Origin of the sequence: Acinetobacter sp. ANC 4654 (genome assembly GCF_002135425.1) — a bacterium.
GTDB lineage: Bacteria > Pseudomonadota > Gammaproteobacteria > Pseudomonadales > Moraxellaceae > Acinetobacter > Acinetobacter kyonggiensis.
Window position 1 is genome coordinate 101,447 of record NZ_NEGL01000002.1, and the last position, 23,685, is coordinate 125,131.

The 23,685-nt window shown below is 39.8% G+C and carries 23 protein-coding genes; 11 read left to right on the forward strand and 12 right to left on the reverse strand.

Annotated features, from left to right (window positions below; genetic code table 11):
- Positions 1-75: 75 nt before the first annotated feature.
- The 5 genes from B9T24_RS04415 to B9T24_RS04435 all read left to right on the forward strand — a co-directional run bounded on the left by B9T24_RS04415 (position 76) and on the right by B9T24_RS04435 (position 5,384).
- Entirely contained in the window at positions 76-720 is a 645-nt protein-coding gene (locus B9T24_RS04415) for a ParA family protein (protein WP_086164678.1), read from the forward strand.
- Between the two features lie 140 nt (positions 721-860).
- On the forward strand, positions 861-1,991 hold the full coding sequence (locus B9T24_RS04420; RefSeq protein ID WP_171264854.1) for an AI-2E family transporter: 1,131 nt from the start codon (positions 861-863) through the stop codon (positions 1,989-1,991).
- Between the two features lie 122 nt (positions 1,992-2,113).
- On the forward strand, positions 2,114-2,665 hold the full coding sequence (gene sodC / locus B9T24_RS04425) for a superoxide dismutase family protein (RefSeq protein ID WP_143223733.1): 552 nt from the start codon (positions 2,114-2,116) through the stop codon (positions 2,663-2,665).
- Between the two features lie 150 nt (positions 2,666-2,815).
- Positions 2,816-4,966, forward strand: coding sequence for a YccS family putative transporter (gene yccS, locus B9T24_RS04430; protein ID WP_086164680.1), 2,151 nt, complete (start codon positions 2,816-2,818; stop codon positions 4,964-4,966).
- 121 nt (positions 4,967-5,087) lie between these two features.
- Positions 5,088-5,384 carry a DUF3817 domain-containing protein gene (locus tag B9T24_RS04435; RefSeq protein WP_086164919.1) on the forward strand — a complete coding sequence of 99 codons (297 nt, stop codon included), beginning with the start codon at positions 5,088-5,090 and terminating at the stop codon, positions 5,382-5,384.
- Between the two features lie 75 nt (positions 5,385-5,459).
- Here B9T24_RS04435 and B9T24_RS04440 read toward each other — a convergent pair whose 3' ends face one another.
- From B9T24_RS04440 to B9T24_RS04455, 4 genes are all read right to left on the reverse strand, one after another.
- On the reverse strand, positions 5,460-6,689 hold the full coding sequence (locus B9T24_RS04440; RefSeq protein WP_086164681.1) for an MFS transporter: 1,230 nt from the start codon (positions 6,687-6,689) through the stop codon (positions 5,460-5,462).
- A 426-nt stretch (positions 6,690-7,115) separates the two neighbouring features.
- Positions 7,116-7,964 carry a hypothetical protein gene (locus B9T24_RS04445; RefSeq protein ID WP_086164682.1) on the reverse strand — a complete coding sequence of 283 codons (849 nt, stop codon included), beginning with the start codon at positions 7,962-7,964 and terminating at the stop codon, positions 7,116-7,118.
- An 89-nt stretch (positions 7,965-8,053) separates the two neighbouring features.
- The gene (locus tag B9T24_RS04450) at positions 8,054-8,431 is read right to left on the reverse strand and encodes a hypothetical protein (RefSeq protein WP_086164683.1); all 378 of its coding nucleotides are present in this window, start codon (positions 8,429-8,431) and stop codon (positions 8,054-8,056) included.
- Positions 8,432-8,527: 96 nt separating this feature from the next.
- On the reverse strand, positions 8,528-9,937 hold the full coding sequence (locus tag B9T24_RS04455; protein WP_086164684.1) for an FAD-binding oxidoreductase: 1,410 nt from the start codon (positions 9,935-9,937) through the stop codon (positions 8,528-8,530).
- A gap of 354 nt (positions 9,938-10,291) precedes the next feature.
- Between B9T24_RS04455 and serA the strand changes: the two genes are divergently transcribed.
- Together serA and B9T24_RS04465 are read left to right on the forward strand one after the other, a co-directional pair.
- The gene (serA, locus tag B9T24_RS04460; protein WP_086164685.1) at positions 10,292-11,524 is read left to right on the forward strand and encodes a phosphoglycerate dehydrogenase; all 1,233 of its coding nucleotides are present in this window, start codon (positions 10,292-10,294) and stop codon (positions 11,522-11,524) included.
- 253 nt (positions 11,525-11,777) lie between these two features.
- The gene (locus tag B9T24_RS04465; protein WP_086164686.1) at positions 11,778-12,668 is read left to right on the forward strand and encodes an EamA family transporter; all 891 of its coding nucleotides are present in this window, start codon (positions 11,778-11,780) and stop codon (positions 12,666-12,668) included.
- A 31-nt stretch (positions 12,669-12,699) separates the two neighbouring features.
- On the opposite strand, the gene B9T24_RS04470 is transcribed toward B9T24_RS04465, so the two are convergent.
- A complete protein-coding gene (locus B9T24_RS04470; protein ID WP_228145687.1) occupies positions 12,700-14,433 on the reverse strand; it encodes an FAM171 family protein in 1,734 nt (577 codons plus the stop codon).
- A 251-nt stretch (positions 14,434-14,684) separates the two neighbouring features.
- On the opposite strand from B9T24_RS04470, the gene B9T24_RS04475 reads away from it, so the two are divergent.
- The gene (locus B9T24_RS04475) at positions 14,685-15,572 is read left to right on the forward strand and encodes an EamA family transporter (RefSeq protein WP_086164688.1); all 888 of its coding nucleotides are present in this window, start codon (positions 14,685-14,687) and stop codon (positions 15,570-15,572) included.
- Between the two features lie 117 nt (positions 15,573-15,689).
- Here the strand turns inward: B9T24_RS04475 and B9T24_RS04480 are convergent, their stop codons facing one another.
- Together B9T24_RS04480 and truB are read right to left on the reverse strand one after the other, a co-directional pair.
- Positions 15,690-16,460 (reverse strand): sulfite exporter TauE/SafE family protein, encoded by a 771-nt coding sequence (locus B9T24_RS04480; RefSeq protein WP_086164689.1) that lies wholly within the window; start codon positions 16,458-16,460, stop codon positions 15,690-15,692.
- A 39-nt stretch (positions 16,461-16,499) separates the two neighbouring features.
- A complete protein-coding gene (truB, locus tag B9T24_RS04485) occupies positions 16,500-17,405 on the reverse strand; it encodes a tRNA pseudouridine(55) synthase TruB (RefSeq protein WP_086164690.1) in 906 nt (301 codons plus the stop codon).
- Positions 17,406-17,553: 148 nt separating this feature from the next.
- Here truB and B9T24_RS04490 point away from each other — a divergent pair, with 148 nt between their 5' ends.
- From B9T24_RS04490 to B9T24_RS04500, 3 genes are all read left to right on the forward strand, one after another.
- Positions 17,554-18,582, forward strand: a complete 1,029-nt coding sequence (locus B9T24_RS04490) for a lipase secretion chaperone (RefSeq protein ID WP_086164691.1) — start codon at positions 17,554-17,556, stop codon at positions 18,580-18,582.
- A 176-nt stretch (positions 18,583-18,758) separates the two neighbouring features.
- Positions 18,759-19,748 (forward strand): lipase family alpha/beta hydrolase, encoded by a 990-nt coding sequence (locus B9T24_RS04495; protein WP_086164692.1) that lies wholly within the window; start codon positions 18,759-18,761, stop codon positions 19,746-19,748.
- 166 nt (positions 19,749-19,914) lie between these two features.
- A complete protein-coding gene (locus B9T24_RS04500; protein ID WP_086164693.1) occupies positions 19,915-20,886 on the forward strand; it encodes an esterase/lipase family protein in 972 nt (323 codons plus the stop codon).
- Positions 20,887-20,956: 70 nt separating this feature from the next.
- Here the strand turns inward: B9T24_RS04500 and rplS are convergent, their stop codons facing one another.
- The 5 genes from rplS to B9T24_RS04525 form a co-directional block, all read right to left on the reverse strand.
- Positions 20,957-21,331: a 50S ribosomal protein L19 gene (gene rplS / locus B9T24_RS04505; protein ID WP_086164694.1), complete on the reverse strand. Its 375-nt coding sequence runs from the start codon at positions 21,329-21,331 to the stop codon at positions 20,957-20,959.
- Positions 21,332-21,473: 142 nt separating this feature from the next.
- On the reverse strand, positions 21,474-22,214 hold the full coding sequence (gene trmD / locus B9T24_RS04510; protein WP_086164695.1) for a tRNA (guanosine(37)-N1)-methyltransferase TrmD: 741 nt from the start codon (positions 22,212-22,214) through the stop codon (positions 21,474-21,476).
- 42 nt (positions 22,215-22,256) lie between these two features.
- Positions 22,257-22,805: a ribosome maturation factor RimM gene (gene rimM, locus B9T24_RS04515; protein ID WP_086164696.1), complete on the reverse strand. Its 549-nt coding sequence runs from the start codon at positions 22,803-22,805 to the stop codon at positions 22,257-22,259.
- A gap of 26 nt (positions 22,806-22,831) precedes the next feature.
- Positions 22,832-23,089, reverse strand: coding sequence for a 30S ribosomal protein S16 (rpsP, locus tag B9T24_RS04520; RefSeq protein WP_004650567.1), 258 nt, complete (start codon positions 23,087-23,089; stop codon positions 22,832-22,834).
- A gap of 145 nt (positions 23,090-23,234) precedes the next feature.
- Positions 23,235-23,684 (reverse strand): type IV pilin protein, encoded by a 450-nt coding sequence (locus B9T24_RS04525; protein WP_086164697.1) that lies wholly within the window; start codon positions 23,682-23,684, stop codon positions 23,235-23,237.
- Position 23,685 lies beyond the last annotated feature (1 nt).

Genomic DNA, 23,685 nt, shown 5'->3' on the forward strand with positions numbered 1-23,685 from the left:
ACTTTTGTCATGTGTCATATTCACGGCATCAAACAATGATATGCTAGGGTCGAACAGAATAAAATCATCAGGGTCATGAAAACAATCTTAATTGCCAATCAAAAGGGTGGATGTGGGAAAACCATTACCGCGATTAATCTCGCTGCCGCTTTAGCACAAAAGGGTTATCGGGTTGCACTTGCCGATGCAGATAACCAAAAATCAACTTTACAATGGCTTAAACAGCGTCCTAAAGAAGCCCCACCCATTCAAGACCTCGACTGGCGTCAAGGAAAATCTATTGGTGATACACCAACCAATATAGAGTATCTCATTATTGATGCGCCCGGTGCGCTTTCAGGCGATCATGCAGAACAGCTGATCAGTGAAGCCCACACTATCATTACGCCCTTACAACCGTCATTTTTTGATATCGACAGTACGCGTCGTTTCTTAAAACATTTGCAAGAGATTAAACGGATTCGTAAAGGTAAAGTGCAAATTTTACTTTTAGCCAATCGTGTTAAAGCCAACAGTGCCAGTGCTAAAGATATTCAAGATTTTTTCAGCAAAATTGAACAACAACCTGTGGCTTGGATTTCGGAACGAACAGCGTATGGGCAGTTGGCAATGCACGGCTTAACGGTGTTTGATAAAACGCAAAAAAATTATTTAAGCATGCAAAATCAGTGGCAACCCGTCTTAAATGCCATTATTGATGATCCAACCAAGTGGTTTTAGTAGATTAAAAGGTTCTAAGGTCAGTCCCAGAAAACCAATGAGTTTATTCATTATTCACTAGAACTTACTCAGCTTTCATTTTCGATCTGTTTTTTTTCAGTTAAGATGGCATGGACCTTAGAAACAAATCAGTGAATGCAGTGCAACAGTACGCGCCAACATTACAAAAAGTATTATTATTTGGATTGTTTTTTATCCTCCTGTTTTTGAGTTTTAATGTTCTCAAATATTTTATTGTGCCTGTACTTTGGGCGGCCATTATTGCCTATATGACTTGGCCGTTGTATCACTCTATTCATCGCTGGTGCGGCTCACGTGCCACACTCAGTGCGACCATTATGATCAGCCTGATCATTTTACTGATTGGTATTCCACTGACCTTCGGTATTTTTATGCTGCAACATGAAGGTCGAAACTTATACTATGAATTGCAAAAACAAGTTTTTTCGGGTCATCTCAACGTGCCGCAATTTATTCGGGATTTGCCCTTTATTGGTAAGGAAATTAGCCGAACGCTGCATGACATTAATACTGACCCCAATAGTATTGTGCAGACGGTTTCAACATGGATTCAAGGTCATCTCAATTACGGTCGTTTCGTTTTAAATGAAATTGGTAAAAACATCGTTAAGCTGTGTTTTGCCGTATTGTCGCTCTTCTTTTTCTATCGTGATGGTCAAACCATTCTCAACCAAGTCAGTAAAGCCTTGGAAATGATTATTGGCCCACGCGTGCATCATTATTTAGACACCATTTCTGAAACCACCCGTGCCGTTGTTTATGGTGTAGGGCTAACAGCCGTTGCACAAGCTGGTTTAGCTGGTTTAAGTTATTTCGTTGCAGGTGTGCCTAATCCGATGGTCCTTACCATTGTGACATTCATCTTGGCACTGATTCCATTTGGAACTCCGCTGGCTTATGGGGCTGTCTCTTTATGGTTGTTCTCGCAAGGTCAAACGATTGAAGCCATTGGCGTGATGACATGGGGAGTCTGTATTGTCAGTACTTCGGATAATGTAATCCGTCCCTTGGTTATTTCAGGCGCCACACAAATTCCATTTTTACTAATTATGTTCGGTGTATTGGGTGGTATTGCCAGTTTTGGTCTGGTCGGCTTATTTATTGGCCCTGTTATTCTTGCTGTCTTACTGGCGATTTGGCGTGAATGGCTACATGAGACCAATGATTTTAATGCCCTTATAATGCCAAAATCGACACTGGCGTATGATATTGATGACGAAGAAGACCCACCCAGTCACGATAAAAATTAAGCCGCAGGATTAAGCTAAAAGGTTAAGAAACTCATACATTCAAATACTTAATCAGCATTGAATTGTATCCTCTGCCTTGATTGAATGATCAAGGTCATTATAAAAGAAAAGGATGCAACTCAATGCCATCTTCACTGTTTAACTTTACAATACTCTGTGCCATGACTGGTCTTGTAATGGCTGGCTGCGCCAACACTCCAATGTCATCATCCAATAATCAACATCGGGTAATCGTTCATGCTGTATCTGCTCAGGGTGTCGGCCCCGCTATTGGCAATATCCACTTCAAAGATACTCCAGCAGGTTTAGTGATTAACACTAACTTATCTGAATTACCACCCGGCCCTCATGGCTTTCATATTCATGAAAAAGGTTCATGTGACCCTGCTGAAAAAGATGGAAAAATGGGTGCAGCCATTGCTGCGGGTGGTCACTTTAACCCTACACAAGCTCCTCATCACGGCACCCCTCTGCAAGGTCATCTCGGTGATTTACCTGTATTAAATGTGGATGCTCAAGGTCAGGCGAAAACCAGCGTAATTGCGCCACGCTTAAAATTGGCAGACATTCATGGTTTAGCGGTGATGATCCATGCAGGTGGCGATAATTATGCCGATCAGCCTAAACCCTTAGGTGGTGGTGGAGAGCGCATTGCTTGTGGTCTGATTCAATAATTATCTGTAACACGATTTAAAAAAGCAGGCTCCAGACCTGCTTTTTGTTCAATTGGCTCGCTTATAACAAAGTTCCTTCAAGCACATAAATTGACAGCACAGTTAAAAAAGCTCACGCTATATGCATAATAATGACACTTTAGAAAAATTGTGAATAGCCTAAAAGATCTGCTGCAACGCTTTAAATCTAATTCCATTTTGATCTATTGCTTGCAAATTTTTATTGTTCTTACAGGAACAACGCTCGGTCTGCTTTTTTTAGATCATGAACCCTTAATTGTGCCAATCACTTTAGGGGCAATTGCAACAGCACTGACCGATTTTGATGATCGCTTGAGTATTCGCTTACGCAATTTACTCTATGTCTGCATTTTGTTTTTTGCTGTCAGTAGTATTCTCGAATTTCTCTACCCTTATAAACTGCTGTTTATTCTGTATTTATCCCTGTCCAGTGCTGCTTTTATTTTAATGGGTGCATTTGGGCAGCGTTATGCAACCATTTCTTTTGGTACGATTTTATTGTCTATTTACACCATGTTTGGACTGGGTGAGTACAGCGAATGGTATCAACAGCCCAGCTATTTTGTGATGGGTGCATTGTGGTATGGCCTAACCTCAATCATCTTTTATTTACTCAAACCCACTCAAGCATTACAAGACAATTTAGCTGCCAATTTTAATGCCATTGCCGACTTACTACTGAGCAAAGCCCATCTCTTTGACCCAGACAATACCGATAATATTGAACCCTTATTGTATCAACTTTCACTTAAAAATAGCCTTGTGGTCCAAAGTTTAAATATGACCAAAGGTTCTTTACTAACCCGTTTAAAAGCCTCTCGTGCCAATAAAAATACCATTTACTGGCTCAATCTGTATTTTTTAGCGCAAGACATTCATGAACAAGCGACATCCAATTATTTGCATTACGAAAAAATTCATCAAAATTTCAGCCGCACCGACCTAATTTTTCGCATTCAGAAAAATGTAAAACTGCATGCTTTATCTTGTCAAAAACTGGCACAAAACATTCTCAACCATCAGACCTACCAATCTGACCCACAAACAGATATTGCAATTGCTAACTTAGAACAGTCCATCCAATTATGGATTGCAGAAAACCCGCATAATTTAGAAGTCAAAAACCTGCTGCCGATTTTGCGCAATTTAAAGAAAATTCAGGAACAATTTATCAACCTCAGTCGTGAACAGAATAATTATCGTCAAAACTATTTTCAGCATCAGGACAACTTAAATCTGTTGGATGACGATATTCACGATCTACCCGATTTATGGCTCAAACTTAAACAGCACTTAACTCCCCAGTCTGCGCTATTTCGGCATGCGATTCGCATCGCCTTTGTTTTTGCCGTCGGTTATGCCATTTCATTACTGCCTTTTGCCAAACATGGTTACTGGATTTTATTGACCAGTTTATTTGTCTGTCAGATGAGTTATTTTGCCACCAAAAGCCGTCTGAAACTGCGCACTTTAGGCACGGTTTTAGGCGTTATTTTAGGGGTTCCCGTTTTATACTTTGTGCCCAGTATTGAAGGACAATTGGTACTGACCATTATTTTTGGCGTATCTTTTTTCTATTTACGCTCGAAAAAATATGCCATGGCGACCCTGATGGCAACGCTGATGGTGTTACTGATTTTCAACCTGAAAGGTGCAGGCTATGCCATTATTTTACCGCGCATGATCGACACCCTTTTAGGTTGTTTCATTGCATGGTTTGCGGTCAGTTTTATTTGGCCCGATTGGAATTTCCGTGATATTTCAAACACCATCAAAAAAAGCAATCAAGCCACTTTGGACTATTTCGATGCAGTGGTACAACAGTACCAATCGGGTAAAAATAACAGTATTGATTACCGTAAAGCACGTCGTTCCGCGCATAATGCACAAATTGAACTGTCGAGCATGATTTCCAGTTTAAGTACCGAACCGAACCCGAACCAAGCACTGATTCATTCTGCATTTCGCTATTTGGTCTATAGCCATAGTCAGTTGAGTTATGTCTCGGCTTTAGGCAGCCACCGTGAACAGGTACAAGACACTCAAGTACTGGATTTAATGCGCTGGTGCAAAGACACTTTATTCTCGGTACTGTTGCAACAACAGCCTTTAGCCGAAGATCAAGTTCAAGCGAAGCTAGAAGAAATTCAACAGATAAGCGCACAAGATAATTTATCCGAGGACGTATTATTGGTGCTCAAACAGATCAGTTTATTATTGGAAACCTTGCCTGAATTGTTAAAGTTAAGAACGGCATTGTTTATACAGGAAATAAAATAATCCGAGTTAAACCGTTGGTTATAAATATCTGATACTACTCATAAATATATTTATTTTTCATTCACCCCTACTGCAATATTGAGTACACTCAGGGTTCATTCTGATTGAATTAAGCATGACCATGAATATCCAAACTTTACGTGTTGTCGGTTTTTTGGAAGGTCTTTCCTTTCTGCTGCTTTTATTCATCGCTATGCCGATGAAATATATGTTTGATAATCCAATTTTAGTGAAATATGTTGGCATGGGGCACGGCGTACTATTCATCCTGTTTTTAATTGTTTTATTTACCGTTTGTGAAAAACAGAAATGGTCGATTACCATTTTTTTAATGGGTCTGGCTGCCTCTATTTTACCATTTGGGCCTTTTGTTTTTGATCGAAAATTAAAGCGTTTTGAACAACCCATCAGTGAATAAAAAATATTTCCTTATCATTCAATTCACTCGTCCTCTCCTCCATTTTTGAAGGAGAGAATGAGTGAGTCAATGCGTTTAAAATACGCCGCTCTGTTTACGTTCTAGTAGCACTTGTTTCAGTATGACCCGAGGGAAAGTAAACCACAGTGCAATCAAGATAAAACATGACATGCTATAACCGATTAAATGAAATTGTTCATACAACACACGCACAAATTCAATAATAAAAAAGAAACTAAACATCAACAGCATCGACACTGCTGCTGCCACAGTGCCTTTTGATACTTCGGAAGACATGAGAGCAAAACGGTAAAGTACCGAAAAGCTAATCCCTTCACCAAAGCTCAGTAGCGTCATTCCTGCAATTAAGCACCAGATCAGATAATCCTGCCAAATCACCCCTGCAACTAAAACCAAGCTTCCCAGCAACATAATGGGTAAACCAATCAGTACGGACTGACCCAAAGCCAATTTGTCGATAATTTTAATTAACACAATATTGCCCAGAATTAAGCCACCCAGCACTGGAAATTGTGCCAAGCCATATTGCATGCTACTAAACCCTAATTCTTCCACCAACATCACAGGTGACAGCGCAATCCACAGCATTAACGGCATACTGACCATGGGCAGTGCCAAAGTCATGCCTAAAAAGTGTTTGTTTTTATAGACCTGTTTAAAGTCATACAAAATATGGCTGAGCGGCTGTTTTCGGATACTCACTTGGCTTTCTGGCATTTTAGCTTTTAAACCAAACCAACTTAAAAAAGCCAACAATGCAATACCAATAAAGCCCCAATGCCATGACACATGATCAATTAGAAATGCACCCACCACAGGCCCCAGTAATGGCGCAAGCAGTGAAATATTCGCCATCAGTGCCATGACTTTAATGGCATCACGTTCTTCAAAGGTTTCTTGAATGGCGGCATAACCAACGGCGGAAATCACCGTTAAGCCTATACCTTGTAAAAAGCGTAGTGCTAAAAAGCTTTCAATATTCTGTGTCAGTAAAATGAGTAAGCAGCACACCACAAAAAATAATACGCCTGCCAGTAGAACTTTTTTTCGTCCTATGCGGTCAGACAATGGGCCGAGTAGCCATGCAACACATGCACCACCGAGTAAATAAAATGACATAGATGATGGCGCCCAACTGCTACTCACACCAAACTCTTTGGTAATGGCAAGCATAGCGGGTTGAACTAAGTCGTTGCCGATATAGACGGAAAATTCAAATAATACCAATGCCAATGGGAACATAAGCGTGGCACGGCTTAACGTTGTGGTTTTAACCTTTTGCATTGTTTTCTACATATCGTTATAGGCTTGTGGAGCTAAACACTATTTTTGGGGAGATAAGCGTCAGCCCAATGACAAGCACTGAGTTTTTAGAAGTTTAGTTGGAAAAATACGCTTGAAAATAAGCGATTTAAAACACCGTTTTCACAAAGTGTCTGAGTAGATAAAAATAAGTAATTGTGATGTTTTATAACAAAGCCAAGTACACTTAATTGGTTAAGTAGATATAGTTTAGCAGAGATAATCTTCTAAATATGTGAACTTCTTAAGATCATTTAGGTAGATTAGTTACTATGAATTTTACCAAGTCTAAACAGTAATAATGATGGAACAGTATTGCCTAATTCGTAATAGGAAATACTGAGATTACTGGTGCAAAGTCACCAATAGCAGCTAGTGTGCTATTGGTGTGGACAAAAACAAGGGTTTTCATAAAAAGACCTTATATTGTTTTAAATTGCCGCTAATTATTAGATCAAAATAAAAATATTTAAATTTATTAAAATCCAATCCAGAGAGCTTTATATCAACATCTTCATTCTCAATCAGCTTCTGTATATCTGGAATACTTTGTATTTGTTCCTCAATAATCTTTTCAATTTTATATTTCAGTTGAATAAAATATGCATGACCTTTCATAATATTTTTGCCTCCCCAAATTTCTTCAGGCTTATAGCAAGTACCATCAATATCTAAAAAATATGTATATCCATTCTTTCTTAAAGCTAAAATTTCTTCATCTTTAAGATTCTCCCCTATCAAACCGCTCACTACTCTATGCTGAATTAAATCAGGTCTTTCTCGATGCAGAATTTCCAAATTATTTTTTAAATGCCACTCTCCATGATTTGCTATTTTAATAAAAAAAATTTCTTCTTCATTCAAGTAAGCAAAGACAACTTCCTCTGTGCCCTGCATCATTCTTTTATGCTTTAAATCTTCTTCTACCCCTAAATGTAAATGATGAATACCAAAATCACAGAACATTAAATCAATAGCATTTCCCTTAAATAATTTCCTACTTTGATGCTGAAATAATCCACCAGTGCCTGATTCACACTTTTTAAATAACAGTTGGAAACCTTCTTCATACTTAGGCGGTAGTTTAAATTTTTTAGAAAAACTAATTTTTCTTGGAATATCTGCTATTAACAAATGATTTAAATTCATCAATTGAAGAAAACTACTATTTTTTTTATCAACTTTATAATCTAATGAAATCAAAAGGTCTGTTGCTAAACTATTTATATCCCTGTATATAATTTTTTCTAGATTCATTTATAAATCTCATAACAAAAAAGCGCATCAACCGATACGCTTTTTATGAGGTATAACAGCCTAACTTTCAACCACAAATCAAATATTTATTATGAGCAAACAGCTGTTTGAAAACTTCTTTTATTCTTCCCACGGGCACATTGATAACTCGTCTTGGTTTCCTGCAACTCCCAATTATCTTCCACACGCTTAAAAACATAATCGGTACGAATCGCACTGACAGAATCATCCATTAAATTTGACTCAATCACTGCAATTTGTGCAGCCGTTGGCGATTCTACTCGGTCAAATACTTGACGAATCGAAAGACTATTTTGATTTTTGACCAAATCAGGTTGTGCTTTTAACACCTGTTGCATTGGCATATCTGCACCAGTAAAACTGACTTTACTGGCTAATTTTTCAGTCGTTGCACAACCAGAAAGTACGGCTAAAGACAAAGCAGAAATTGAAAATAAACGGATCATTAGTATATTCCCCAAAACAAAAAAGGCATCGCACCCATGATGCCATGCCTTCATTTTTCACACGATTAACTTTATGTAGTTATCCGTGCAACAAGCTTATAAATCAAATAACTTACCCGGATTCATAATGCCTTTCGGGTCAAATACTTGTTTCAATGCTTTCATGTATTCAATTTCTTGCGCAGTACGTGAATACTCCAAATATGGCTTTTTGGTCATGCCCACACCATGTTCCGCAGAAATTGAACCATCATATTTTTTCACGGTTTCGAACACATATTTGTTCACCACCTGACATTTGGCAAAGAATTCATCTTTACTTAAATCCGCAGGTTTTAAGATATTTAAATGCAAGTTACCGTCACCAATATGACCGAACCAGCAGATTTCAAAATCAGGGTAATTTGATTCCACAATTGCATCAATTTCTTTAATAAATGCAGGTACATGGGTAATCAATACTGAAATATCATTTTTGTATGGGGTAAATGGCGCGATTGATTCCGAAATGTCTTCACGCAACCGCCATAAGCTATGCACTTGGTCTAGGCTTTGGCTCATCACGCCATCTAATACCCAGCCTTGTTCCATGCAATGCTCAAAGATTTCCATTGCCGCATCCATAATCGGTTCATACGGTGCTTCAAACTCAAGCAACACATAGAAAGGACAAGCGGTTTCAAATGGACGTTGCACGTGCCCATGATCCAACACTTTCTGCATCGCCAATTCACCAAAGAATTCAAATGCAGTTAAATCAATTTTACTTTGAAATGCGTGTAGCACAGGCATAATCGCATCAAAGTCTGGCACACCCAATACCATCACTTGTAGGTCATGCGGTTGACGCTCAAGCTTAATCTCAGCTTCAGTCACTAAACCTAAAGTACCTTCACCACCAATGAATAAATGTTGTAGTGCATAACCTGTGGCATTTTTAATCATGCCTTTGTTCAAGCGCAGTACATCACCTTTACCCGTCACAACGGTTAAACCCAGCACCCAGTTACGTGTCATGCCGTATTTAATCACTTTAATACCGCCAGCATTGGTGCCAATGTTACCGCCAATTTGCGATGAACCAGAAGATGCAAAATCAACGGGATAATACATGCCCTGTTCTTCAGCATAGTTTTGCAATTGTTCAGTCACCACACCGGCTTGTACGCGTACCATACGGTCTGCGGGGAAGAACTCAAGAATCTGATTCATCTTGTCCATGCTGACCACAATTTCACCGTTCGATGCAACAGCACCGGCCGATAAACCAGTACGACCACCCGATGGCGTGATAGCAATATTGTGTTGATTGGCAAATTTAACAATCGCCTGCACCTGTTCTGTACTAGATGGGAAAACGATGACTGATGGATTTGGATCAAAATGCTTGGTGTAGTCTTTGCCCCAGGCATCGAGACTAGCAGCATCAGTTTTAATGCGGTTTTCACCAACAATAGCTGTCAATTGGGTTAATAACTCAGGTGTTAAAGCGACTGGAGCATTCATCGTTTGCAGACCTAGCAAGAAATATACAAGTGGTGGATGGTCTATACAGCATTCATTTCAAAAAGAGGAATAAAAGAACACTGCCTAAGACTGGGCGTGAAGATAAAATCAACAGCATCACGGCGATGCTTTCACTACACAGCATTATAAGACATTTTCTCTCGAAACCCTGCGAAAATAAGCTTTTTGATTATCACACCTTAGAAATGACAGCTTTAGTTAGACCAAAATCTGCATTTCATAGTGTATCTATTGCAAAAATACCTATCCGCTGCGTCATAAAGGAAATGTATATAGACCCTTCTCGTATGTTATCATATCGCGACTAAATTTGGCCTTTGTAGCGGAGCCGTAATGAGCCAACATCTTTCTCTACCTAAAGATAAAATTCGTTTCTTGTTGTTAGAAGGCGTTCACCAAAACGCAATCGACACATTAAATGCTGCTGGATACACCAACATCGATTCCCGTAAAACTGCGCTTGAGGGTGAAGCGTTGAAAGAAGCGGTTAAAGATGCTCACTTCATCGGTATTCGTTCACGTACTCAACTGACTGAAGAAGTATTTGAAGCAGCCAACAAGCTTATCGCTGTTGGCTGTTTTTGTATCGGGACTAACCAAGTTAATCTGAATGCTGCGATGATTCGTGGTATTCCAGTCTTTAACGCACCATATTCAAATACACGTTCAGTGGCTGAACTGGTACTTGCTGAAGCAATTCTTTTACTTCGTGGTGTTCCTGCGAAATCTGCTTCAACGCACCGTGGTGGTTGGAACAAATCGGCAGTTGGTTCATTCGAAACACGTGGCAAAACTTTAGGTATCGTGGGTTACGGCTCAATCGGTTCGCAACTTTCAGTACTTGCTGAAAGCATGGGTATGCACGTCATTTATTATGATGCAGTGACTAAATTACCTATGGGTAATGCACGTCAAGTCGGTTCTATGGCTGAACTTCTTGCCAATGCTGACGTGGTATCTTTACACGTACCAGACGTACCATCTACGCGCAACTTCTTTGGCAAAAACCAATTTGCACAAATGAAAGAAGGTTCGATCTTCATTAATGCTGCACGTGGTACATGTGTGCTTATTGAAGATTTGGCGGATGCGATTAAATCGGGTCACATTGCTGGCGCAGCGGTTGACGTATTCCCGAAAGAACCTAAAGCAAACGGTGAAGAATTTGTTTCTCCACTGCGTGGCTTAGACAACGTGATTTTAACCCCTCACGTGGGTGGTTCGACCATGGAAGCGCAAGCAAACATCGGTTTAGAAGTGGCAGAAAAATTTGTTGCTTACTCAGATAAAGGCATGACTTTATCTGCGGTGAACTTCCCAGAAATTGCTTTGCCATTGACTGAAGGTAAACACCGTTTACTGCACATTCACAAAAATATCCCTGGTGTTCTTTCTAAAATCAACAACTTGTTTGCTGAACATGGCATCAACATCTCTGGTCAATCGTTAATGACCAAAGGTGACGTTGGTTACTTAGTGATGGACGTTGACGCAACTGCTTCTAAAGAAGCGTTGGATACCTTAAACGAAGTTGAAGGTACAATCCGAGTTCGCGTATTGTTCTAATTTAATTTAGAACGCAAAACCACAGCATCCGTGCTGTGGTTTTTTATTTTGAACATCTAAAAACAAAATTTAAGAAAATAAAAACTCCACAATTACACTAATTACAGTTGTTTGCGGCACATAGACATGTAATCATCCGAATATAAAAATACTGTCCTAATATTTTATTTTTAATAAGTTTTGAGTGATTCTATCGCTTATTGCTCATCTTCCACTCTTCGAACAATCGAAATAAATTTAATTACAGAAATAAATGCTGAATTTTAAAAATACACCACAAGCTCAAGCTTTAATTTTATTGTTTATTGCCATGATCAGTATGCAAAGCAGTGGCTCGCTGGCCAAAATCCTGTTCGGTCAGTTTCCTGTACTGACTGTTTCAGTCATGCGCCTGTTATTAGGCTCACTTATTCTGGCCATAATTTTTAAAATTTGGCACATCAATTTTAGACACGTGAACTGGCGTGCCATTAGCAGCTATGGCATTGCTTTGGCCGGCATGAATGCCATGTTCTATTTGTCTATTGAGCGTCTCCCCCTCGGCATTGCGGTTTCTTTTGAGTTTATTGGTCCACTCGGTGTAGCGCTTTATTATGCGCGGCAAAGATACGATTTCATTTGGGTTGGACTGGCCATTTTAGGCTTAATTTTACTCTTTCCATTCGATCAAATGGCTCAAGCGTTAGATCCTATTGGTATTGCCTTTGCCTTAGCTGCGGGTGCATGTTGGGCGATGTATATTATCTTTGGGCAGAAACCTTCAGGCATTTCAGGTAATCATACTGTGTGCTTAGGCATGTTCATTGGCATGCTGTGTTTAATGCCCGTTGCACTCTATTCAGGGATTCCAAGCACCGTTTTTGAACCTTCAAATTTCATCTATTTTATTGCCTTGGCCATACTGGCGAGCGCATTGCCATTTTCTTTGGAGATGATAGCGCTGCGACGTTTAAGTCCTTTTATTTTTGGTACATTGACCAGCTTGGAGCCTGCCATTGCAGCCTTTTCAGGTTTTATCGTTTTACATGAACAATTGCTCTGGACACAATGGTTAGCACTGATGGTCATCATTGCCGCCTCCGTGGGTTGTACCTATACTACGCATCAAGCCAAGCAAAAAATAGAAGCCAAATTAAAACAATAAAAAACCACACCGAAGTGTGGTTTTAGAAGACTTACTGCGGCATATCATACCAACAGTATTTATTCATATTTTGCTCTGAAGGTTCAGGATAATTAGTATCTCCTTGCCAAGGTTCACACCAGTCAGTCGCATTAAAGTCAAACTGAATCAGGGTTGAATTCATGCCAACCTCAAGTCTTTTACGATTTTCAAGCCCATTGCGATAGATATATGCTTCTGCATTAATCCACACACTATCAACGGATTCTGCGGGTGGTATTGGTAAGTACACTTTGACCTTTTTATCCAATGGAATCGTAAAACTTTTTAAGAAACTACCACTCAGGTTTTTAACTTCAGAATAAAAAGATCCATCCAATCGAACCTGACAGAAAAATACAGGGTCTGGTGATTTACACAGAAGCTCATAAACGGTTTTATCAAATAACTTTTCAGAGGTTAAAAGAATGATTTTAACGTCACCTGTTAGCCCTGAAATGTGATTACCTTTATATTGATACACAGAGGATACCGTTTCATAAGGTGCAGACGTTGCTTCCCAATTCAGTTGAGTTACATTTTGAAGCCCTGTCAGAACATTGCCGCCTTCTTTAGGAAGCGAAAAATCAATGCCTCCGTTCAACTTGCCTGAACAGGCAACAGCAGTACCATTTGCCAACTCACATTTGACAAAATTCTTTGTAGTAGGAGCACCCAAGTCGATAATGACATTACCCGATGTTGCAGAGGTCTTTTCACCAATTAAAGTCCCTGTTATATCTTTTGCAGTCCACTCAATTGAACCTTCAGATGGCATATTAATAATGCTGATGCCTTCTGCCGAAATAGAATTGACCTTGGTAAGACCAGAGCCATCTTTCAGTTTCACTTTTGCAGTAATATGACAAGGAACCGCAACTGAAGCCGACTGACACTGGACAAAGACCGAACCTGCATTTACAAATTTAAAATCCCAATTCCATGTAGAAAAATGTGAAACTGTCGCATGTACAGCCAGACCTGTTGCAGATGTCACCGCTTTTACCACCTGCCCGACACCCTCTTCTGCCCAAAGTCCTTTGGCTTCATCAAAGTGCCACATTGGAATACTTGATCCAACCAGCAACTTCTGATTATTAATACTCTCTAGCGGTAAATCCATTTGGATATCCGCTGTTTTACCCGCAGCCAATTGTAATTTTTGACCTGCTGCATTGGTAAATATGGCAGTGATCATTCCAGCACTGATTAAATTGACAATATTGCCCTGTGCATCTCGTGCCACACCATTGGCTGGCATCGCATTTAAATCCGATCCTGCAATATCCCAAGGTGTAAATGTAACCGTGACCGCACCTGTAGCGGGCTGACCATTCGGCAATACAAAGGCATTTTCAGAAATCGTAATCTGTGCATTTTGATATACAGACTGAATGATCTGCGCTTCTTCAATCTTGGCAATCGAAACAGTCTGTTTAACCTGCAGCAAATTGGCTGAAAGCTGTTCCAGTTGTCCAGCTTCAATCCGCAAAGACTGACTGATAAAACCCTCTTTTTTAAAAACCACCACAACATGCGTTGCTGATTTTGGAATCTGTACCGTAAAAGCAGCTTTACCCAAATCATCCGCCTTAAACGTTTGACCTGCGATCACAATTTCAGCTGCGGCAAGCGCATTGCCAGTGGATGAAAGAACTAAAGCCGATACATTTTTTTGCAGCATTGCCTCTTCATTTGCAGGTTTCGTTTCCGAGTCACTATCAGAACCACAGCCTACTAATGACATTCCCAAAAGACAAGCGAAGGCAATGTTTTTTAATTTTATGGATGATGTAATCATTATTATTCCAAAGTTAAGTACAACAAAAAATACTCGCTATTATTATATTTTTGATTTTGAATAACAAATTCAGAGTAACATTCATTTAATAGTGATCATTTTCATCAGAAGATGTGATGCCTGCTTTTTTCTATCATTGCTATAATATGAACACTTTCTCAAACTGATCTACCTTGACTGGTTGTAGCGCGGAGCATATGTCCAATACCCAACTTACTGCTGTGTTATACATGGTCTTATCCATGGTGGCGTATCAGATCAGTGCCTCATTTGCCAAACAACTGATTGAAGTCCTCGACCCACTCACCGTCGTGACCCTTCGCCTTTGTTTTGCTTCTATTTTAATTGTAGTGATGTTCCGTTCTTGGAAAATCATCAAACGCTTACCCTATCTAAAATGGAAGGACTTGTTATTTTATAGTGGTTCAGTCTGTTTGATGAATGTGCTGTTTTACGCTTCTTTGGGCAAATTACCGCAAGGCATTGCTGTCGGTCTGGAATTCTTAGGACCGCTGACTTTGGCCTTACTCTCCATTAAGCGAAAAAGTGATTATATCTGGGTTGGTTTAGCCATTTTAGGTGTGGCACTGATGGTTCCTTGGCAAGATGCCAATCAACATAACTTCTCCTATTTAGGTGCTGCTTTTGCATTAGGTGCAGGTGTCTGTTGGGCAATCTATATTTATTTTGGCCAACGTGTGGTACGACAGAATATTGGTATGCATGCACTCAGCATCGCCATTGTTTTATCCGCGATGCTGATGCTCCCAATAAGTCTCGTACATAACCCAACGGCATTGGTGCAATTTCAATATTGGCCACAGGCTTTAATGATTGCACTCTTGGCCACAGCCATTCCTTATGCACTGGATCTGATGGCACTAAAACGCTTAACTAAACTGAGCTATGGCACTCTTTCCAGTTTATCGCCGGCATTGGGTGCTTTGGCAGGTTGGTTCTTATTAAAAGAACAAATTACCCTGCTACAAAGTGTTGCGTTGCTATGTATTATGATCGCCTCGGTGGGTGTGACCTTTCGATCAGGTCAAAAAACTGATTTACCTAACCATGAAAAAGCCAAATAAAAATGGTTCACAGCCATCTTTATTGCATCTATCCCGCATACCAAAATGAGCCCTATATAGGACTCATTTTTAAGCAGCAAGATTCAATAACACTGTTCGTTTCTGTGCATTTTGCTATTAACTTGGGAAAAGCATTTGATAGCTTAAACGCAGAATCAACACTGAAACCAAAATCAAAAATAAAATACGAATAAAGCCACTACCGTATTTTAATGCCATTTTTACTCCAATCAATGAGCCAGCAACATTGGCTACAGCCATGATCAGACCTAAACTAAACAGCACATGACCAGTTGGAATAAAGAAACTTAGCGCGGCAAAATTGGTCATAAAATTACCAATTTTAGACAATGCAGATGCATGTAAAAAATCGACTTTTAAGTACCGGATAAAATAAAAAATAAAGAAGCTACCCGTACCCGGGCCAAAAATGCCGTCGTAGAAACCAATGACTAAACCGCCCACACCCGCCAAGACTAATGTTTTAGTGGTGATACTTTGCTGAAAATGGACTTGACCAAATTGCTTCTTCATAAAAGTATAAATGGCAATCACAATCAGCATAAACAACACAAAAGGTTTTAAAACCGCCTGTGGAATCATCGAAACACAGGCTGCTCCGCCAAAGGAACTGATAAATGCGGTGACAGCAATTACAGCCAATAACTTCCATTGCAGCTTAACTTGACGTAAATAGGAAAATGCCGCTGAAGCTGTGCCACAAATCGAAGCCAGTTTATTGGTACCAAAAACCGTTGCCGTTGCATAGTTTGGCAATGCCCCCATAAGTGCAGGAATTTGAATTAAACCGCCACCACCTACCGCCGCATCTATTGCACCTGCACAGAATGCGAAAAAAATCAGGCTGATGATAATCTCGATGTCCATATGATTTTATCGCTTTCCTAAAAAATGATTAAAAAATAACTAGAGATTTAACACACGTTTCGGGACTAAACGCTTTGTATCGGTAATTTCAGCCAGACCTAAACATTTCTCGCCATCAAAAACCAAAACCTCATTTTCTGCTGCATGTTCAATATTACTTTCCATACCACGACTAAAATATTCGGCACGACCTTCAGGAACTTGTACTTGGGTAAAATGATCGACTGGCGCAAAAACTGGCAACAACAAAGCATCACGTTCAAATTCAGTTAAGCTTTCTAAATATTCAATGGTATAGCTTGGAATCAGATCAAATTGCCCTGTTTTAATTCGGTGCAAATAAGTTAAATGCCCAAAAGTGTTTAAGGCTTTGGCAATATCTTCACCCAACACACGAATATACGTCCCCTTAGAACAAGTCACATCTAAGGTCAGGCTATTTTCACTAAAAGACAATAACTCAAGTGCCTCAATGGTAATAGGACGTGCTTCACGTTCTATTTCAATACCCTTACGCGCCAGTTCATACAACGGACGGCCTTCTTTTTTTAAGGCAGAATACATCGGTGGAACTTGCTGAATATCGCCCACAAAGGTTGCCAAAACCTGTTCAATTTTTGCTTGAGTTAACTCAGGAACGGCTTGCTCGAACAAGACACCGCCTTCAACATCACCCGTGGTGGTGCTATGACCTAAATGAATGGTGGTTTGGTAGCGCTTGGTTGAATCCAATAAATAATGTGAAAATTTAGTCGCCTCACCCAGACAAATCGGTAACAAACCTGAAGCTAAAGGATCTAAAGCACCAGTATGTCCAGCTTTTTGAGCACTATATAACCAACGAACGCGCTGCAATGCAGCATTAGAACTAATACCCAAAGGCTTATTAAGTAAAAATACACCACTCAGATGTCGGCGTTGAATTTTAGGTGAAGTCTTTTTCATAGCGAAAATCAAGCAAGTTCAAACGAATGACATGTTAACAACCGCTTATCAGGATTTACAACTTTTCTACCATGTATTTGCACATTTAATGGCAAATTGAGTTCTATTTTAGACTTAATAAAAACAGCAATAAAAGGTTGCATAGGACATGCAGAAATATAAGCTCTGGGTCATTTTGGCTCTTATTGTATTGTGTATCGGTGCAGTATTATTTTGGTTAGCACCGTCTCAATCCAGTGCAGACCCAACAAATTCAGCACAAGCTATTGCTATACAAGAGAATTTTTTAACAGCAAACAATTCCATAAAATCAGTTCAGGGTAAGGCTTTTATGGGTAAAAGCCAGCAAGACACTGAAATTAACTGTCAGTTACGCTTAGATCAGACCAATCGTTTAATTGTGAATGAACAAACGCGTAACTGTTTTGAATACTTTATTACTCAATATGGTGAAAAAGACCTCAAGCAAATTAAAACGGACTTTAAGACTTATATTGAGCAAAGCTATCAAGAGCCTGCCCGAGCGCAAATTTTAGATTTATGGAATCGCTATATGGATTACCGTGAAAAACTCGGTCATCTACAAGCACCCAATATTGATAAAGATGATGCCAAATATTATCAAAGCATATTTGCCGATATGAAAAATTTACGCAAACAACTGTTCTCTAACTACGAAATTGAAGGTTTATTTGGTACTGAAGATACTTACCATGAATACACTTTAAATCGCATGGCCGTTCTGGATGACAAAAATTTAACTGAAGCACAAAAGGCAGAAAAATTAAAAAATTTATTCAATCAACTGCCTGAAGACTGGAAAGAAAACTTACAACAACTCAATAAATTGGAAGATTTAAGAAAACTCACTACAGATATTAAAGCACGAGGAGGTTCTGCTGAAGAAATTCATCAAATGCGCACCAATTTGGTCGGACCTGAAGTCACACAGCGTTTAGAAACTTTAGATACAGAACGCAGCGACTGGAAAAATAAAGTCAATGGTTATCTAAATGAGCGTGACAGCGTGATGAAAAGTGGCATGAGTGATGATGCTAAACAAAAAGCAGTGCAACAATTACGTCAACAGCATTTTAACAAATCAGAAGAACAACTTCGGGTGAGTACCTTTGAGTCCATCCATGATCAAGGTGGAAAACTACCTTTTTCTGAATAAGGACGAATGTATTAAAGCGATATTTTCAGGATGAAAATAAAATGATGAATAACAAAAAATAAGAGAATGAGACAAAGGCTTTAAGAAAGCTCAAAACTCAATGGATAAATACAGGAGGTTTATTTTTTCTTTCGCTATACAAAAAAATATTAAAAAAATTTAACAAAGGATCGGTTATGAAAATTTTAACGACAAAAACCAAAGCAGTGACCTTTGCCGTGATGGCAACCCTTTCTATGGGACTGACTGCTGAAACTCAAGCTGCAAAAGGTATTTTACAAGTCAAAGAAACAGTAAAATCTGACTATGCCAAGACCAAATATCCCATTGTGATGACTCACGGAATGTTTGGTTTTACCCGCCTAGGAACCTCTGCCTTTGGTATGGACTATTTCTACCAAGTGTTGCCCGATTTAGCACGAAATGGTGCTACGGTTTTTGCGACTCAAGTTTCACCTTTAGAGTCCACTGAGGTACGCGGTGAACAACTGCTTGCTCAAGTCGAAGAAATTCGTGCCCTAACAGGTAAAAATAAAGTGAATTTACTTGGACATAGCCACGGGGGGCCAACCGTACGTTATATTGCCGCGATTCGACCAGATATCGTTGCTTCAGTTACAGGTGTTGCAGGCACTTTCCGTGGTTCTAAAGTCGCTGATGATATTTTAGCAAATCAGGGGACATCCACGCTTGCTAATTTTCTCGGGGGGAAATTACTTGCGCCCATTATTACTTGGGCTGAAGGCAACTCTAGCTTACCTATCAATACAACAGCTTCATTAACTTCAATTAGTGAAAAAGGCTCAGCTCAGTTCAATCAGAAATTTCCAACAGCGGCTCTAGCGGCAAATTGTAATACTTCAGGTGCAAACCTTGAAAATGGCATCCGTTACTATTCTTGGACAGGTAAAGCACAAATCACCAATATACTGGATGTGCTTGATTCTGCAATTTCACAACTGGCTCCTCTCTCTTATGGAAATTTCGACAATGATGGTTTAGTCAATCGTTGCAACGCCCATTTAGGACAAGTCATCCGTGACAACTATCACCATAATCACTTAGATGAAGTCAATATGGTCTTTGGCTTACGAGATATTTTCTCACCCGATCCAGTTGCACTGTATCGTCAACATGCCAATCGTTTAAAATTACAAGGCTTATAAGACCAATTCCCATAAGTGTGATTGACACCTATGGGAATCTATTCTCGAATTAATTCGTAACATTTATAAAAACCTTCTGTCGCCTTCTGCTTATTTTTAATGTCTTAGACTTTATACTTAGCATTGACAATACATATTGTCATAAAATAAAAATAGAGAACCTACTATGAAATATGGACCATTGTTTGCCTGTGCCATGATGGCTGCAACATTTTCTACCACACATGCTTCCACTCAAGCTCAGCAAGTTGAAGCCAAATCACCAATCTCAAATTATGCCAAAACCAAATATCCGATTGTCTTTAATCATGGTATGGGTGGCTTTATTACTGTGGGTACAGATCAGTTTGGACTAGATTATTGGTATCAAATTTTGCCAGATTTAGCGCGTAATGGCGGGAATGTTTGGGCAACACGTGTTTCGCCTTTTAACTCATCTGAAGTTCGTGGTGAACAACTGGTTCAACAGGTTGAAGAAATTTTGGCCATTAGCGGTGCGGCTAAAGTCAATTTGGTCGGACACTCCCATGGTGGCCCAACCATCCGTTATGTCGCAGGGGTCATTCCCAATAAAGTGGCCTCATTAACAGCTATCGGTTCACCCAATACTGGTTCTCCTGTGGCTGATCTAATCTTAAAAGCAGAAGGTACGGTGGTTGAAGCACCCTTAGTCGGGGCAGTAAATTTGGTCTCTAAGGCCATTACTTGGGCACAAGGTTTAGACCCAAATAGCTTCCCACATGATGCTTTGGCAGGCGGTAACAGCTTGACTCCTGCGGGCTCTGCCAAATTTAATACTCAATTTCCATTAGGCATGCCAACGACTGCATGTAGCGAAGGTGCTGCTCAGAAAAATGGGATGTACTTTTACTCATTTGCTGGAGTCGGCACCGTCACCAATTTACTTGATCCCGATTCGGCATTAAAGGTGACAAGTTTACTGATTGATCAGGGTAAAGATAATGATGGTCTTGTTTCACGTTGTAGTGCCAAATTTGGCAAAACTATTCGCGATAACTATAACTGGAACCACTTAGACGAAGTTAATCAAGTGTTAGGATTACGTGCTCTATTCGCACCCGATCCAGTAGACGTCTACCGACAACATGCCAACCGTTTAAAACTGCAAGGTTTATAAAATTCATCTATATTTAAGACATAAAAAATGCGCCATAAGGCGCATTTTTTGACTCGTATAAAACTTAAAATTAAGCTTTAACTTTACGAGCTGGTAATTTTTCACGAATACGTGCAGCTTTACCAGACAATTCGCGTAGGTAGTAAAGTTTAGCACGACGAACGTCACCACGACGTTTCACTTCAACTTTAGCAACGATTGGTGAATGTGTTTGGAAAACACGTTCAACACCAACACCGCTAGAAATTTTACGTACTGTGAACGCAGAGTTCAAGCCACGGTTTTTCTTAGCAATTACAACGCCTTCAAATGCCTGAAGACGTTCACGCTCACCTTCTTTTACTTTCACAGAAACGATTACTGTATCACCTGGTGCAAAAGCAGGGATATCAGTTCTTAACTGTGCATTTTCAATTACTTGTACTAAAGGATGCTTACCGCTCATGGGGTATCTCCAATGTGCGAGTCAGAAGAGGTCTGATCATCGCGGGGTATAGAGGCTAAAGCGCATAGACCCGATTATCTTTCTCTTTATTGCTGACCATCTCAACCAATAAAGAGCCTATTAAAGAATACTTAAATTAAATTTAAGTATTTATATCCTTCAACCATTTTTTTTGCTGTTTGGTCAGCTCCACCTGTTCCACCAACTCTGGGCGACGTTCAAGTGTGCGCTGATAACGCTGCAAAAACCGCCATTTTTCAATATTGGCATGATGTCCTGATTTTAATACTTCAGGCACATCCAATCCTTCAAAATGATCTGGCTTGGTATATTGTGGGCAATCTAAAAGACCATCCACAAATGAGTCTTGTATCGCTGACTGTTCATCAGACATTGCACCCGGAAGTCTCCGAATAATACTGTCCAATAAAACCATCGCAGGCAGTTCACCACCCGATAAAACATAATCACCAATTGACCATTCCTGATCAACATATTGCTGGATCAAACGCTCATCGACCCCCTCATAACGTCCACACAATACAATTAATCCGTCATATTCAACAAATTGCTGTACCGCTGCTTCGTTTAAGGTCTTTCCTTGTGGAGACATATACACCACAGGAACTTGAACACATCCCGCTTGCAAAGCAAGCTCTTTAGCATGATGAATCGCTTTTGCCAAAGGCTCTGCCATCATCACCATACCCGGACCACCACCAAATGGACGTTCATCCACTCTTTTGTAGTTGCCCGTCGCAAATTCACGTGGATTAATACAAGTGACTTGTACTATTTCACGTTTTGCTGCACGCCCGCTAATACCAAAATCTGTAATCGCTTCAAACATTTCAGGAAAAAGCGTAATGACTGCAAAAAACATCGCAGACTCCTCTATTTTCCTGCTGCGTTCATCCTTAAAGGATTAATAATCTACGCCCCAATTTACGTAGATACGACCAGCTTCTAGATCAACTCGCTGTACCACATCTTTATGCCATGGAATCATACGCTCTTCAGCATCAATGCTGTCTGGTGTTGCGTGAACCACCATCACATCATTGGCACCCGTCTCGAACATTTCATGGATTTTACCGAGGTTCACTTCTTGTTCAGCATCATCCAAACCTAACACTGTTAAGCCTTTCAAATCTGTCCAGTAAAACTCATCCATTCCTGCTTTCGGAAGTTGCGATTTTGAAATCCAAACATTTACGCCAACCAAGCCATCCGCTGCAGTGCGATCGCTCACATCTTTTAGCGAAACAACTAAGCCTTTGCCATGCGGCTTCCAACGTTTTACATCTACTGTTTGCCAACCTGCTTTGGTCTCAATGTACCAAGGAAGATAGTCAAAGATGTTGCTCATAGGTTCTGTATTGGAATAGACCCAGAGCCACCCATTTAATCCATATGCTGAACGTAACTGTCCAATCTGAATACGATCTTCGGGAACATTCTGTGTTGGTGTCATGGGTTTTCCTACTACTTAATTTAGAATTATGCAGCAGCTGCAGCTTTCTTAGCTTGAGCAGCTAAAGAAGCAACACGTTCAGACGGTTGAGCGCCTTGAGAAACCCAATGAGCAAAACGATCAGCATCTAAACGAAGTTTTTCTGCTTGACCTTGAGCTGTAGGGTTAAAGAAACCGATACGTTCGATGAAACGACCGTCACGTGCATTACGGCTATCAGTTACAATAATTTGATAGAACGGACGTTTTTTAGCACCACCGCGTGCTAGACGAATTACAACCATGATAAAAACCTTATAATTTTTACGGATTATCCCTGCACCGACCACCGGAACATTTCAAACCCCTTTCATAGAGGGCAATATTTTACGTTATATTTTCCATGAAAGGAAGATCAAAATTTATTTATCCACAGTTTGAATTTATATTTTAACGTCCATCCCAGTTGGAAGTATTATTTAAATCATTCGAGGTACAATTTTGACCTTTAGCCCAAAACTTTTGACCTTGATCGTTTAAACAAATCGAACCATTACCTACTTGCATTGTTCCTGTTTTTGGAGTTGCCACGAGCAGCCATACATTTGTATTCGCTGAACTACTTGTCAATGCAACATTATTGCTATCAGTAATAGTTAAATTATACATTCCATCTGGAGTCTGTGTTGCTCCATAGACGTTTGACAATGTCCTGCCTGCATAATTATTGTTAGCTAATTTAAAATTCGCCAGACCACGTGCGATTTGTAACATTTCAGCTTGTGCATCAGCACGCTGTACTCGCACCTTGTACCCCACATATGAGGGATAAGCAATCGCAGCAATGATTCCAATGATTGTGACAACAATCATTAACTCTATGAGTGTAAAACCTTTCATA

Excerpts from the sequence above, each read along its gene's own strand:
- B9T24_RS04415 (WP_086164678.1), top strand. The coding sequence starts at position 76 with ATGAAAACAATCTTAATTGCCAATCAAAAGGGTGGATGTGGGAAAACC.
- sodC (WP_143223733.1), top strand. The coding sequence starts at position 2,114 with ATGCCATCTTCACTGTTTAACTTTACAATACTCTGTGCCATGACTGGT.
- B9T24_RS04435 (WP_086164919.1), top strand. The coding sequence starts at position 5,088 with ATGAATATCCAAACTTTACGTGTTGTCGGTTTTTTGGAAGGTCTTTCC.
- B9T24_RS04440 (WP_086164681.1), bottom strand. The coding sequence starts at position 6,689 with ATGCAAAAGGTTAAAACCACAACGTTAAGCCGTGCCACGCTTATGTTC.
- B9T24_RS04445 (WP_086164682.1), bottom strand. The coding sequence starts at position 7,964 with ATGAATCTAGAAAAAATTATATACAGGGATATAAATAGTTTAGCAACA.
- B9T24_RS04450 (WP_086164683.1), bottom strand. The coding sequence starts at position 8,431 with ATGATCCGTTTATTTTCAATTTCTGCTTTGTCTTTAGCCGTACTTTCT.
- B9T24_RS04455 (WP_086164684.1), bottom strand. The coding sequence starts at position 9,937 with ATGAATGCTCCAGTCGCTTTAACACCTGAGTTATTAACCCAATTGACA.
- serA (WP_086164685.1), top strand. The coding sequence starts at position 10,292 with ATGAGCCAACATCTTTCTCTACCTAAAGATAAAATTCGTTTCTTGTTG.
- B9T24_RS04465 (WP_086164686.1), top strand. The coding sequence starts at position 11,778 with ATGCTGAATTTTAAAAATACACCACAAGCTCAAGCTTTAATTTTATTG.
- B9T24_RS04470 (WP_228145687.1), bottom strand. The coding sequence starts at position 14,433 with ATGTCATTAGTAGGCTGTGGTTCTGATAGTGACTCGGAAACGAAACCT.
- B9T24_RS04475 (WP_086164688.1), top strand. The coding sequence starts at position 14,685 with ATGTCCAATACCCAACTTACTGCTGTGTTATACATGGTCTTATCCATG.
- B9T24_RS04480 (WP_086164689.1), bottom strand. The coding sequence starts at position 16,460 with ATGGACATCGAGATTATCATCAGCCTGATTTTTTTCGCATTCTGTGCA.
- truB (WP_086164690.1), bottom strand. The coding sequence starts at position 17,405 with ATGAAAAAGACTTCACCTAAAATTCAACGCCGACATCTGAGTGGTGTA.
- B9T24_RS04490 (WP_086164691.1), top strand. The coding sequence starts at position 17,554 with ATGCAGAAATATAAGCTCTGGGTCATTTTGGCTCTTATTGTATTGTGT.
- B9T24_RS04495 (WP_086164692.1), top strand. The coding sequence starts at position 18,759 with ATGAAAATTTTAACGACAAAAACCAAAGCAGTGACCTTTGCCGTGATG.
- B9T24_RS04500 (WP_086164693.1), top strand. The coding sequence starts at position 19,915 with ATGAAATATGGACCATTGTTTGCCTGTGCCATGATGGCTGCAACATTT.
- rplS (WP_086164694.1), bottom strand. The coding sequence starts at position 21,331 with ATGAGCGGTAAGCATCCTTTAGTACAAGTAATTGAAAATGCACAGTTA.
- trmD (WP_086164695.1), bottom strand. The coding sequence starts at position 22,214 with ATGTTTTTTGCAGTCATTACGCTTTTTCCTGAAATGTTTGAAGCGATT.
- rimM (WP_086164696.1), bottom strand. The coding sequence starts at position 22,805 with ATGACACCAACACAGAATGTTCCCGAAGATCGTATTCAGATTGGACAG.
- rpsP (WP_004650567.1), bottom strand. The coding sequence starts at position 23,089 with ATGGTTGTAATTCGTCTAGCACGCGGTGGTGCTAAAAAACGTCCGTTC.
- B9T24_RS04525 (WP_086164697.1), bottom strand. The coding sequence starts at position 23,684 with ATGAAAGGTTTTACACTCATAGAGTTAATGATTGTTGTCACAATCATT.